Source organism: Nocardiopsis synnemataformans (genome assembly GCF_965343085.1).
GTDB classification, from domain to species: Bacteria; Actinomycetota; Actinomycetes; order Streptosporangiales; family Streptosporangiaceae; genus Nocardiopsis; species Nocardiopsis alborubida.
The window spans coordinates 1-12925 of record NZ_CBDRFA010000015.1; the positions used below are offsets into that span (position 1 = coordinate 1).

Annotated in this window: 10 protein-coding genes; 5 read left to right on the top strand and 5 right to left on the bottom strand. The window is 74.3% G+C overall.

The window, feature by feature from the left end:
• Positions 1 to 44: 44 nt before the first annotated feature.
• Both ACSIH6_RS10990 and ACSIH6_RS10995 read right to left on the bottom strand, forming a co-directional pair.
• Positions 45 to 878: an ABC transporter permease gene (locus ACSIH6_RS10990; RefSeq protein ID WP_435108146.1), complete on the bottom strand. Its 834-nt coding sequence runs from the start codon at positions 876 to 878 to the stop codon at positions 45 to 47.
• A complete protein-coding gene (locus ACSIH6_RS10995; protein WP_435108147.1) occupies positions 875 to 1849 on the bottom strand; it encodes an ATP-binding cassette domain-containing protein in 975 nt (324 codons plus the stop codon). The genes ACSIH6_RS10990 and ACSIH6_RS10995 overlap by 4 nt, the downstream gene beginning before the upstream one ends.
• Positions 1850 to 2072: 223 nt before the next feature.
• On the opposite strand from ACSIH6_RS10995, the gene ACSIH6_RS11000 reads away from it, so the two are divergent.
• On the top strand, positions 2073 to 2645 hold the full coding sequence (locus ACSIH6_RS11000; protein WP_435108228.1) for a PH domain-containing protein: 573 nt from the start codon (positions 2073 to 2075) through the stop codon (positions 2643 to 2645).
• Positions 2645 to 4552 carry a PH domain-containing protein gene (locus ACSIH6_RS11005; RefSeq protein ID WP_435108148.1) on the top strand — a complete coding sequence of 636 codons (1908 nt, stop codon included), beginning with the start codon at positions 2645 to 2647 and terminating at the stop codon, positions 4550 to 4552. Before ACSIH6_RS11000 ends, ACSIH6_RS11005 begins: the two co-directional genes overlap by 1 nt.
• A 49-nt stretch (positions 4553 to 4601) precedes the next feature.
• On the opposite strand, the gene sepH is transcribed toward ACSIH6_RS11005, so the two are convergent.
• Positions 4602 to 6095 carry a septation protein SepH gene (gene sepH, locus ACSIH6_RS11010; protein ID WP_435108149.1) on the bottom strand — a complete coding sequence of 498 codons (1494 nt, stop codon included), beginning with the start codon at positions 6093 to 6095 and terminating at the stop codon, positions 4602 to 4604.
• 572 nt (positions 6096 to 6667) lie between these two features.
• On the opposite strand from sepH, the gene ACSIH6_RS11015 reads away from it, so the two are divergent.
• Positions 6668 to 7750, top strand: a complete 1083-nt coding sequence (locus ACSIH6_RS11015; RefSeq protein WP_435108150.1) for an ICP22 family protein — start codon at positions 6668 to 6670, stop codon at positions 7748 to 7750.
• 25 nt (positions 7751 to 7775) lie between these two features.
• On the opposite strand, the gene ACSIH6_RS11020 is transcribed toward ACSIH6_RS11015, so the two are convergent.
• Together ACSIH6_RS11020 and ACSIH6_RS11025 are read right to left on the bottom strand one after the other, a co-directional pair.
• Positions 7776 to 8006 (bottom strand): hypothetical protein, encoded by a 231-nt coding sequence (locus ACSIH6_RS11020; protein WP_435108151.1) that lies wholly within the window; start codon positions 8004 to 8006, stop codon positions 7776 to 7778.
• Between the two features lie 41 nt (positions 8007 to 8047).
• Positions 8048 to 9346 (bottom strand): D-arabinono-1,4-lactone oxidase, encoded by a 1299-nt coding sequence (locus tag ACSIH6_RS11025; RefSeq protein WP_435108152.1) that lies wholly within the window; start codon positions 9344 to 9346, stop codon positions 8048 to 8050.
• Between the two features lie 146 nt (positions 9347 to 9492).
• Here ACSIH6_RS11025 and ACSIH6_RS11030 point away from each other — a divergent pair, with 146 nt between their 5' ends.
• Positions 9493 to 10512, top strand: a complete 1020-nt coding sequence (locus ACSIH6_RS11030) for a ferrochelatase (RefSeq protein ID WP_435108153.1) — start codon at positions 9493 to 9495, stop codon at positions 10510 to 10512.
• A 317-nt stretch (positions 10513 to 10829) separates the two neighbouring features.
• The gene (locus ACSIH6_RS11035; protein WP_435108154.1) at positions 10830 to 12866 is read left to right on the top strand and encodes a S9 family peptidase; all 2037 of its coding nucleotides are present in this window, start codon (positions 10830 to 10832) and stop codon (positions 12864 to 12866) included.
• Positions 12867 to 12925: the final 59 nt, after the last annotated feature.

Below are 12925 nucleotides of genomic sequence, written 5' to 3' on the forward strand. Positions count from 1 at the left end.
CCCCCCCCCCCCCCCCCCGCCGTTCGGTCTCGTCGGGAAGCGGGTCAGGTGCGGCGCCGGTAGGCCCACACGGCCAGCGGGAAGAAGACCGCGGTGATGATCGCGGCCCACACCACGGTCCACAGCACCGGGCCGGTGGCCTCGCCCGAGCCCAGCATCAGGGCGCGCATGGCGTCCACGACGTGGGTGACCGGGTTGTTGGCGGCCACCACCCGCAGCCAGCTGGGCATGTCGTCGGGGCTGACGAACGCCGAGCTGCTGAAGGTCAGCGGGAACATCAGGATCATCCCGAACGCCTGCACCGCCATGGGAGTGCGCACGATCATGCCGATGAAGGCCGACATCCAGCACAGCGCGAACGCGAACAGCAGCACCAGGGCGGCCGCGACGACCACGCCCACCACACCGCCCTCGGGGCGGAACCCGATGGCCAGGCCCACCACCAGCACCATCACGACGGTGATCGAGTACCGGACCAGGTCGCCGAGGATGGCGCCCGTCAGCGGGGCCGAGCGGGCGATGGGCAGGGACCGGAACCGGTCGAAGATGCCCTTCTCCACGTCCTCGCTGAGGGAGAAGCCGGTGCCCAGCGTGGCGAAGATGACCGACTGGGCGATGATGCCGGGCATCAGGAAGTCGCGGTAGGTCTGCCAGTCGCCCATCATCGCCTGTCCGAAGACGAAGACGAACAGGGTCACGAACATGACCGGCTGCAACATCAGCCCGAAGACCTCTTCGGGGTTGGCCTTGATCTTCAGCACGCTGCGCGAGGCCAGTTGCAGGCCGTTGCGCACGGTGATCAGCGGACTGATCCGCTCCGGGGTGGTCGGCGCGTCCTCCGGCCGCGCCGACGGCGTCCGGGTCGTCACGGCGTTCATGCTCGTGTCCCTTCGTCAACGGACCCCTGCGGGGTCTCCTCCTCGGCGGCGTGCCCGGTCAGGGCGAGGAAGACCTCGTCCAGGCTGGGCTTGCGCAGTGACAGTTCGGCGACGGTCACGCCCTGCTCGTCCAGGCGGCGCACCACCTCGGGCAGGATCCCCGAGTCGGTGACCGGGACGCTGGCGAGCAGCCCGTCGGAGGACACCGGCGTGCTGGTGACCGCCTCGATGATCCTGGTGGCCAGGGACAGCTGCCCGGTCTCGACGGTGCGCACCTCCAGCACCTGGTTGCCCGCCCGGCTCTTGAGTTCCTCGGGTGTGCCCTCGCTGATCACCCGGCCGTGGTCGAGCACCATGAGGTCGTCGGCCAACTGGTCGGCCTCCTCCAGGTACTGGGTGGTGAGCAGGACGGTCACACCGTCGTCGACCAGACCGCGCACCACGTCCCACAGCCCGTTGCGGCTGTGCGGGTCCAGGCCGGTGGTCGGCTCGTCCAGGTACAGCAGCGACGGGCGGCCGACCAGGCTCGCGGCCAGGTCCAGCCGTCGGCGCATGCCGCCCGAGTAGGTCTTGGCGGGGCGGTCGGCGGCGTCGGCGAGCTCGAAGCGCTCCATCAGCTCGGCCGAGCGCGCCCGCGCCCCGGCCCGGTCGAAGCCCAGCAACCGGGCGATGAGCACGAGGTTCTGGGTTCCGGTCAGGTCGGCGTCGACCGCCGCGTACTGGCCGGTCAGCCCGATCAAGCGGCGCACCTCGTGGGGTTGGCGCGCCACGTCGAAGCCGCCCACCTCGGCGCGCCCCTCGTCGGGGCGCAGCAGGGTCGCCAGGATGCGCACCGTCGTGGTCTTCCCGGAGCCGTTGGGTCCCAGGACGCCCAGCACGGCCCCCGTCCTGGCCCTCAGGTCCACGCCGTCCAGGGCCCGTTTGCCCTTGAACTGCTTGACCAGGCCTTCCGCGCGGATGGCGTCAGTCATCTCTCCTCCATGTGTCAACGTCTGCTGTCAAGTCTGACCAACCGGTCTGACAGAACGCTGACAGCGCCCAACGGAGAAACCCCGAGGAAACGGGCGCCGGTGTCAGCGCGTGTCAGGACGGGCGCCCCGTCGGCGACCCGCTGGGAGGGTGGCGCCGCCGTCGCGTACGCGGCCCCGCGGCGGAGGGGCGGGCGGAGGGCGAGGCCCTAGACTCGTGCGCGTGATGGACACCCCCGCAACCCCTGGCCCCCAGGAGCCGCCGCGACCGTCCGGGCCCGAAGCGGTCGTGCGGCTGCGCCCGCCGCTGCGCCGCGTGAGCGGTCGGGCGATCGGCGTGTGGACCCTGCGCCTGCTGTTCGCCAGCGTGGTCCTCCTGCTCCTGCTGTCGGCGGCCGCCTGGGCGGTCTCGTCGCTGGGCTGGACGTGGATCCCGCCGTGGGCACGGGACAACGCCTGGCTGCTGCCGGTCGTCTACGCGGTCTACGCCCTGGTCAGGATCGCCGTCGTCCCCTCCTGGAGGTACCGGGTGCACCGCTGGGAGGTGGCGGGGGACGTCATCTACACCCGGGCGGGCTGGGTCAGCCGCTCCTGGCAGCTGGTTCCGGTCAACCGCCTACAGACGGTCGACCACACACAGGGGTGGCTGGAGCGCGTGTTCGGCGTGGCGACGCTGGAGGTGCAGACCGCCTCCTACGCCGGGTCGTCCAGGATCGAGGGGCTGGACGCCGAGGAGGCGCGCCTCCTGAGCGAGGAACTGGCGGTGCGCGCCGGCGCGCTGCGGGACGACGCGACCTGATGGACGGACACGGCGAACACCACGGCCCGCCGGACCCGGCCGTCCCCGACGACCACGGCGGCTGGGTCGCTCCCGGAAGCAGCCCCGCGCCGTCGGACCGGGGAACCGGGGAGACCGCGGACCGGAGCCCGAACGCCGACTCCCACACGCCCCGGAGCCCCGGCGCCCACGAGTCCTGGGGCCCCGACTCCGAGACGCCCCCGGACTCCGGCGCCCACGCGCCCTGGAGCCCCGGCGCCCACGCGCCCGGGGACGCCGGGGAGGACCGCCCGGAGGGCCCCCGCGACTGGTGGGGCGGGCAGGACGGTGACGGCAAGGAGCTCTTCGGCGTCGAGCGCGCCCGCCGCCTCAGTCCCCGCAGCGTGGTCGTGGGCCCCATCAACCAGCTCAGGGGCCTCCTGGTGCCGATCGCCGCCGGGCTGGTGCTCGGCGGGTTCAACGCCTGGGTGCTCGCCGCCACGGGAGCGACCGTCGTGGCCCTGCTCGTGGGCGGGTTCGTCACCTGGCGCACCACCCGTTACGAGGTCGCCGGGGACCGGCTGGAGATCCGCCGGGGTCTGCTCCGCCGCTCCCAGCGCACCATCCCGCTGGAGCGGGTGCGCGGTGTGGACGTCACCAGCACCCTGCTGCACCGGCTGCTGGGCGTGGCCGTGGTCCGCGTCGAGGCCGCCGCGGGCTCCGCGGGCGCCACCGAGGACGGCAAGCTCGACGCCGTGTCGGCGGGTGAGGCCGACCGTCTGCGCCGGGTGCTGCTGCACCGCAGGGCGGTGCTCACCGGCCGCGGGGCCGTCGCGTCGCACGCCGCGCCAGGCGAACCCGGCGCGGAGGAAGGCGCCCCGGGGCCCGGGGAGGCGCCCGGCGTCCCCGGGGACGCCGACACCGTCACCCACTTCGCCATGCCCCGCTCGTGGTACCTGTACGGGGCGCTGAGCCTGGGGTACCTGCTCACCCCGTTCGCGGTCCTGGCCACGCTGTTCGGGATGGTCCAGCAGACCGCCGGGGAACTGGCCACCGACTACCTCGTGGACTGGGTGACCACCTCCGACCACAGCCTGATCCTGCTGTCCGTGGCCCTCTTCGCGGGTGCGCTGGTGCTGCTGATGCCGGTGTTCGCCGTGGTCTCCTACGCGCTCACCCACTGGGGCTTCACCCTCGGGGAACGGGACGGCTCCCTGGTCGCCGAGCGGGGGCTGCTCACCCGGCGCAGCGTGACGCTGGAGAAGCGCCGCATCCGCGGGTACGAACTCCTGGACAACCCCCTCGAACGCCTGCGCGGGGCGGTGCGCCTGCGCGCCATCGTCACCGGGCTGGGCGACGCCGCCAACCGCGCGGTACTGCTGCCCATCGGGCCCCGCGCGGTGGTCGAGGACGTCGTCGACCGCGCGCTGGCCCGGTACCGGGGCGGCCTGAACCGGCATCCGCGTGCCGCCCTGTACCGCCGCCTGACCCGCTCCTCGGGGCCGTTCGTGCTGTTCCTGGCGGTCGCCCTGGCCGTGGACGCGTCGTGGCTGGCCTGGGCGGCCGGAGCCCTGGCGGTGCTGGGCGTGCCCCTGGGCGTGGACCGGTACCGCTCCCTGGGCCACGGCCACGACGGCGAGCGGGTGAGCGTGCGCTCGGGTTCGCTGCGCCGCTCCCAGGCGACGGTGGAGTACTCGGCGGTGATCGGCTGGACCTGGACCCAGACCCTCTTCCAGCTCCCGTCCTCGCTGGCCGACCTCCAGGTCACCGTCGGCGCGGGCGCGGGCGGCTACACCGCGCAGGACGCGTCGTTCGAGGACTCGGTGGCCTTCGCCGCCCGGGTCACCCCCGAGATGGTGCGCCCGTTCCTGGTCGGCCCGGAGGACGCGGAGCCGGACGGCGGGGACGGGGCCGCGCGGCGGGGCCCGCGCGGACCGGAGCACACGTGAGGGAGGGGTCGGCCGCACCGTGCGGCCGACCCCTCCCCGTGGGCGCTCCCTACTCGTCCTTCTTGGAGCCGAACATGATCTCGTCCCACGACGGGACCGAGGCGCGTCGGCCGCGGCCCTTGCGCTTGGCCGCGGCGGGCCCGCTGTTGGCGGCGGCAGGGACCGCGGCCGCGGGCGGCTGCTCGGCGGCGCGGCGCGGGGCGCCGTTGTCGTTGAGGTCGATGGTGGCGCGGCGGCGGCGCGGGGCCGGACGCTGCTGGGCGGGGTTCTCCGCGGCGGGCGGGGCGGCCTCGGGCTCGACCGGCCTGGCGGGACGGGCCTCCAGCCAGTCCGCCTGCCGCTCGGGGCGGCGGCGCTCCTCGGCCGCGGGCTCGTCGTAGGCGGCCGGTTCCGCCCTCCGCTCGGGACGGCGGCGCTCACGCGCCGGGGACTCGTCGCGGGCGGCGGTCTCCGGCCACCGTTCGGGCTCGGCCCACCGTTCGGGCTCGGACCGGCGCTCGGACTCGTGCCACCGCTCGTTCTCAGGCCACCGTTCGGCCTCCGTCCGCCGCTCGGGCTCGGCCTCGCGCTCGGATCCGGGCCACCGCTCGGGCTCGGCCCGCGGGGCGGGCCGCTCGGCGGGCCGCTCCTGACGCGGTCGCTCGTACCGCTCCGCCTGCGGCTCCGGATACCGGTCCCACTCCGGTGACCGGTGTCCGGCGGTCCGCTCGCGCTCGGCGGGCCGCTCCGGGGCCCGCTCCCGCTCGGCGGGACGGCGTTCGGCGGGGTGGTGCTCGGCGGCGGCCGGACGCGCGGGCGGAGCCGAGCGCAGCGGCTCGTTCCGGTGCGCGGCGGAGGACGGACGCAGGGGCGCGGGGCGTTCGCGCTCGGGGAACGGCTGGGACCCGGACCGGGGCAGGTCCGCGGTGGTCTCGGTGCGGCGCGGGGCGAAGGGCGTCACGGTCGCGCCGGGGGAGGACACGGGTTCGGGGTCGGGGGAGGAGAACCGGGCGGCCTCCTCGTCGGCGGGGGCCACGCTGTTGTGTCTGGGCTCGTACAGCCAGTGGGCGACGCGCTCCTCGCCGCCGTGCAGGAAGACGAGCTTGAGCTGCCAGGACCGGTCCTCGCGCTTCCACGAGTCCCACGCCGCGTCACCGGTCTCCAACTGGTGCGCGCCGATCCGCTTGGTGACCAACTCCTCCAGGGAGGGGCCCGGGGCGGCGTCGCCGTGCGCGCGCACGCTCGCGCGCTGGGCCTGCTGGGCGATGTACTCGCGTTCCTGGAGGACGGGGCCCTCGAACCAGCGGACCCGTTCGATCGGGATACCGGAGATCTCGGAGATGGCCTCCGCGGTCTCGCCGGACCGGATACGGGCCTGGATTTCCTTGGGGCGCAACGGATTCTCCACTTCGATCTCGTACTGGCCGAGCCGGGAGAACTGGCCGCGTACTGCGGCGCGGAGGCGGTCGTCGACGGGCAGCGTGAAACGGGTTCCACGGCCGGCGCTGGCGAGCACCAGGTAGGTGCCGTCCTCGCTCACGGCCACGAGGCGAAGCTCGTGCATCGCCCTCCCTTTCGCGTCCCGTCGAGGGCAGGTCCCGCGACCCACCCCCGCGTTCTCCAAGTCTGGTCGGCCGACAACTGTTCGGCCAGTACCGCGCCCGGCATGTCCGAACTGTGTGCCCGCCTCCCGGTCCGCGGCTGTCGCCGCGGTGGGAGCCGCCCCGGGGGTACCCGGGGCCCTCACGGTCGCTTCGTTGCCAATCTTGGCACGCTGACCCTTCCGCGACCGGGAGCGATCGCGGGGGAATGTCGCCGATCCCGCACGAGGGCTCAGCCGTGATGGTATCCCGCGTCTCCCGAATCACCCCAGGTCTGGGAAAAACTCCGATCCCGGACCGTTCCACGGGTACACGGACCCTCCGGGACGCAACTCGACACGCCGATGTGTACCAGAGAGTGATGCTTCTTATTTCATGGCGTTATCGGAAACCTGTCGCCCTTAGCCTGAGTTATCAAGCTATGGGCGAAATGTGAAGTTCGGGGTCTGTGGGGCTGTATGCCCCACCACACGCCCATCCCGCGCTGACAGTTCCCGTCGCGCCCGCGCGCGGCCGACGAAGGGGGGACGACCGGATGGGTCGGACCGCACACCACGAAGACCAGGAAGAAGGGGAGGAGGGCGCCAAGAGGAAGAAGTTCGACCTGAGCGTCTCCCAGGTCGCCGGTGCCGGCGCCGCGACGCTGGCCGCGGCCACCGCGGCCTCCTACCTGAACGTGTACGGCACGGTCATCGGCGCCGCCGGGATGGCCGCGCTCAGCACACTCGTCAGCCCCCTGTTGCAGCACTGGTTCTCGCGCGGAGGCGAGCAGGCCAGGCAGCTGGCCGGACGGACCTCCGGTCACCAGGGCGCCACGGTGGTACCGGACGCCCCGGGGGCGCCGGTGGCGCCGCCGCCCGAGGGCATCTCCGAGACCGCCCTGCTCAGGCAGGTCTCCGGAACCGGGACCCCGCCCCCGTCCCGGGGCGAGGAGGACGCCGACGCCACCCGCACCATGGCCCTGCCCGCGCTGGACGGCCGCACCCGGACACCGGCCGACCCCTGCGCCACCGCGCGGATGCCCGCCGCCGTCCCGTGGCGCCCGGACGCGGACGCGGACGACCCCGACGACCACGACGGCTCCGACGGCGCGACCGGCGTCCGTGAGGACGGCCGGCGGCGCGGCTGGCGCTCCCTGGTCATCCCGGCCACCGCGGTCTTCGTCCTGGTCATGCTGGTCATCCTGTTGTTCGAGCTGTTCACCGGGCGCTCGCTGACCTCCTGGACGCAGGGCTCGGAGGAGCCCAGCGCGCCCACCCTGTTCGGCGGCAGCACCTCCGCGCCCCCGGCCGAGGAGGGCGAGCCCGAGGACCAGGAGACCGGCGACGACACCCCCGACCCCCCGGTCGGGGAGCGGGAGGAGGCCCCCGGCACCGACCAGCCGACCGAGCCCGCGCCCGATACCGGCGCGCCCGAGGACGACGGGACCGGCGACGGCGGCGGCACGGAGGAGGACGCCCCCGACGGCACCGGCGGGACCACCGAGCCCACCGCGCCGCCGGAGGGCGACGGCGGGACCCAGGACCCGGGCGGGCAGACGTCCGGCCCCGGGACCGGCGAACAGGGCGGTGAGGAGGCCGTCCCCGCGCCCCCGCCAGCCGCGCCCCAGACGGGCTGAGCACGCCTCGCGGCGGCCGGGCCCCTCAGCGGTCGAGGACCGCCGGGTCCAGCCGCCGCAGGCGCTCGGGGTCGGCCAGCACGTCGATGACGGCGATCCTGCCGCCCGTGACGGTGAAGCCCATGACGGACACCGCCCGCCCGCGCACGACCACGACCACCCCGGCCGCCCCGTTGACCAGCACGGGCCGGGCGAACGGCGACAGGCCCCCGAAGGTGACGGCCTGACCGGCCACGGCCCGCGCGCCGGTGACCACCCGCGTGTGCCGGGCGCGCGCGGGGCCGCCGTCCGACCCGGCTATTCCAGCACCCGCTCCAGATAGGCGTTGCCGAACCGGCGCCCGGGGTCCACGCGGTCCCGCACCGCCAGGGCCCGGTCCAGCATCGGGTAGACCCCCTCCAGGTACGAGCGGTCGCGGGTGTGCATCTTGCCCCAGTGCGGGCGCCCGCCCACGGAGGTGAACAGCGCCTCCAGATCGGCGAAGTAGGCCTCGTAGGGGGTCCCCCCGTACATGTGCACCGCCACGTAGGCGGTGTCGCGCCCGTAGGCGGTGGACAGCCACACGTCGTCGGCCGGGGCGAAGCGCACCTCCACCGGGAAGCTCACCCGGTGGCCGCCGCGGTCCACGATCGACCCGGCCTCGCACAGCACGTCCGCCAGGTGCTCGGCGGGGATCGCGTACTCCATCTCCACGAACCGCACGTCGCGCACCGAGGCGAACACCCGGTACGAGGCGTCGGTGTAGCTGCGCGCCGACAGCGCGCGCGAGCTGACCCGGTTCACCGCGGGCACCGCGCGGGGGAAGCGGCGGCACACCCGGTTGACGCCCTCGAAGAGCGTGTTGGACAGGAACTCGTCGTCCAGCCACGCCCGGAAGGGCGACAGCGGCCGGGCCGGACCCGCGCTGATGTTGTTGCGCTTGGTGTTGGTGTTGCCGGTGTGCGGAAACCAGAAGAACTCGAAGTGGTCGTTGTCGGCCCGCAGCTCCGGCAGGCGCTCCAGCACCTCCTCCAACCGCATCGGCTCCTCGCGCGCGTGCAGCAGGAAGGCCGGGCGCACCGCCATGGTCAGCGCGGTGACCACGCCGAACGCGCCCAGGCCCACCCGCGCCGCGTGGAACAGCTCCGGCTCCCGCTCGGCCGAGCACTCCACCACCGAACCGTCGGCGAGCACCATCTCCATGCCGACCACCTGGGCGGCCAGCCCGCCCGCGTCCCGGCCGGTGCCGTGGGTGCCGGTCTGCACCGCGCCCGCCATGGTCTGCACGGCGATGTCGCCCATGTTGGCCAGGGCCGTCCCGTGCCCGGCCAGCACGTCGTTGAAGTCGCACAGGGGCAGGCCCGCCTCGACGGTGGCCGTGCCCGCGGCGGGGTCGACCGAGCGCACCCGGGTCAGGGAGGTGGGGGAGAGGAGGAGGCCGTCGGTGACGGCCACGTCGGTGAAGGAGTGACCCGTGCCGACCATGCGGACCCGCAGGTCCTCGGCGGCGGCCGAGGAGACCGCCGCGGCGACCGCCGCGGGGCTCCCCGGAGCCGCCGTGCGCCTGGGGCGGGCCCGGTGGGTGCCCGCCCATGTGTGCCACGTCACATCTGTCATGCGGCGACATTACCGACCGGTCACCCGCGCGGCCAGAGCCGGGTGCCCTCCGCACGCGGCACCCGGAAGCGAGGAGGCCAAGACCACAGGACACGCACCCGGGGGGTCGCGCGAGCGGGTCCGGAGGAGCTGGTTTCATAAGAGCTGTGAGCTACTACGACGCGTTTTTGCTGATCTCCTTCGGCGGCCCGGAGGGGGAGGACGAGGTCATCCCGTTCCTGGAGAACGTCACCCGGGGCCGCAACATCCCCCGTGAACGGCTCGCCGAGGTCGGCGAGCACTACTTCCTCTTCGGCGGTGTCAGCCCGATCAACCAGCAGTGCCGCGACCTGCTCGCCGCGGTCACCGCCGACTTCGCCGCCAACGGGATCGACCTGCCCGTCTACTGGGGCAACCGGTTCTGGGCCCCGATGCTCACCGACACCCTCGCCCGGATGAAGGAGGACGGTGTGCGCCGCATCCTGGCGCTGCCCACCTCCGCGTACTGCAACTGGTCCAGCCGCACCGCCTACGAGGAGGACATCGCCCGCGCCCGCGCCGCGCTGGGCGAGGACGCCCCCGAGGTGGACCTCATCCGGCCCTTCTACGACCACCCCGGGTTCGTCGAGCCGCTGGTCGAGCACACCCGCGCCGCCCTGGACGCCCTGCCCGACGGGCAGCGCGAGGGCGCGCACCTGCTCTTCTCCGCGCACTCCATCCCCACGACGATGGCCGAGGCCAGCGGCGGCCCCGGCCAGGCCTTCGGCCCCGAGGGCGCCTACGGTGCCCAGCTGGCCGAGGTGGCGCGCCTGGTCGCCGGGCGGCTCGACCGCGACCACCCCCACGAGGTCGTCTACCAGAGCCGCAGCGGCCCGCCCAGCCAGTCCTGGCTGGAGCCCGACGTCAACGACCGCATGGAGGAACTGGCCGCCGAGGGCGTGCCCGCCGTGGTCGTGGTCCCGCACGGCTTCGTCTCCGACCACATGGAGGTCAAGTTCGACCTCGACGTGGAGGCCCGCGACACCGCCAAGAAGCTCGGCATCGGCTACGAGCGCGCGCTCAGCCCCGGCACGCACCCCGCGTTCGTGTCCATGGTGACCGACCTGGTCCGCGAGTACGCCGAACGGGCCGAGCCCCGGCGCCTGAGCTCGCTCCCGCGCTGCACCGACTGCTCGTGCCCGGCCTGAGGCGCTGAACCACGCGGTCGACGGGACTCCTGCCGTCGGGGCCGCGGCCGACCCCGGGCACCGGTCGGCGCGGGGTTGTCCACAGGCCCGTGGAAAGGCTTTGTGCGGCGGTCCGCGGCGGGCCATCCTGGAGTGGAGGGTCTCCCGCGGTCCCTCGCGGGACCCGCGCCCCGACCGGACCCGCCGCCCCGGACGTGTGGGAAGGTGAGTAAACGCTGCTGACACCGCCCGCGGGAGGGCGGGGAACCACAGTTGCCCCACGGCCCGCTCGACAGTGTCCGCCCCGACCACACGTCGACGTTCAGGGAGTATGTGTCTTGGTCCGTTCCTGGTATGAACTGCCGGAGTACGTCCGACTTCGCCGCGTCAACGGACTGCGCCTGTCGCCGGACGGAACCCGTCTGGTCGCGCCCGTCAGCGGTATCGCCCCCGACGCCAAGTCCTTCCGCAGCGCCCTGTGGGAGATCGACACCGCCCCCGAGTCCGAGGGCGGGCGCGCCCCCCGGCGCCTCACCCGTTCGGCCAAGGGCGAGGGCGGCGTCGGCTTCCTCCCCGACGGCTCGGTCCTGTTCACCACCGGCCGCCCCGACCCCGAGGCCGAGGCCGACGCCAAGGCCCGGACCGCCCTGTGGCTCCTGCCCGCCGACGGCGGCGAGGCCCGCCAGGTCGCCTCCCGCCCCGGCGGCATCGGCTCCTTCACGGTCGCCCGCGGCTCCGGACTGGTCGCCCTCACCGCCGACACCCTCCCCCGCAGCGAGGACGAGGAGACCGACAGGGAGGCGCGCAGGGCCCGCGAGGAGGCCGGGGTCACCGCCATCCTGCACGAGGCGCTGCCCGTGCGCTCCTGGGACAGCGACATCGGCCCCGGCCACCCCCGCTACCTGGTCGCCGAACCGCCCGCCGACGAGGACTCCCGGCTCGGCGACCCGCGGGACCTGACCCCCGACGCCGGGATGGCGCTCCTGGGAGCGAGCGGTGATCTCACCCCCGACGGCGCCACCCTGGTCACCGAGTGGCAGGTCCCCGTCGGCCGGGGCGCCCGGCGCTGCGACGTCGTCACCGTCGACACCGCCACGGGCCAGCGCCGCACCCTGGCCACCGACCCCGACCACGACTTCGGCGACCCGCTCGTCTCCCCCGACGGCCGCCACGTCCTGCTCGTGCGCAGCTCCCAGGGCGACTACGACGGCGAACCCCGGGACGAGACCGCCTGGCTGGTCGACCTGGCCACCGGACAGGGCCGCGACCTGCTTCCCGACCACGAGCTGTGGCCCCGCGAACTCGCCTGGGCCGCCGACTCCGGCGCGGTGTTCCTCGTCGCCGACCAGGGCGGCCGCCGCCCCGTCTTCCGGATCGACCTGGCCAGCGGCGCGCTCACCCGCCTCACCGGCGACCACGGCGCCTACGGCAACCTCAACCCGTCCCCCGACGGCCGCTACGTCTACGCCCTGCGCGACGCCTGGGACGCCCCGCCGGCGCCCGTGCGCCTGGACGCCGACGCCACCGACGGCCAGCCCGTGCGCCTGCGCACCCCCGGCTCCGAGCTGACCATGCCCGGAACCCTCACCGAGATCGAGGCCACCGCCGACGACGGCACCCCGATCCGCTCCTGGCTGGTGCTGCCCGAGGAGGCCTCGGCCGACTCGCCCGCCCCGCTCATGCTCTGGGTCCACGGCGGCCCCTACATGAGCTTCAACGGCTGGTCCTGGCGCTGGAACCCGTGGCTGCTCGCCGCGCGCGGCTACGCCGTCCTGCTGCCCGACCCCGCCCTGTCCACCGGCTACGGCCAGGACATGCTCCGCCGCGCCTGGGGCAAGTGGGGGCCGCGCACCTTCGCCGACGTCATGGCCGTCACCGACACCGCCGAGGCGCGCGAGGACATCGACGCCGAGCGCACCGCCATGATGGGCGGCTCCTTCGGCGGCTACATGGCCAACTGGATCGCCGGGCACACCGACCGGTTCAGGGCCATCGTCTCCCACGCCTCCCTGTGGGGCCTGGACGGCTTCAACGGCACCACCGACTACCCGCCGGTGTGGGAGCGCGAGTTCGGCACCCCGCTGGAGCGCCCCGAGCGCTACACCCTCAACTCCCCGCACCTGCACGCGGACCGCATCCGCACCCCGATGCTCGTCATCCACGGCGACAAGGACTACCGGGTGCCCATCTCCGAGGGCCTGCGCCTGTGGCGCGACCTGCTGCTGCACGAGGTGGACGCCAAGTTCCTGTACTTCCCGGACGAGAACCACTGGATCCTCACCCCCGGGAACGCCCGGATCTGGTACGAGACGGTCTTCGCCTTCCTCGACCACCACGTGCACGGCAAGGAGTGGAGCAGGCCCGAACTGCTCTGAGCCGCCCACGACCGGCCGGGGCCGCGCCCGCGGCCCCGGCCGGACCCGCGTCCGGGACG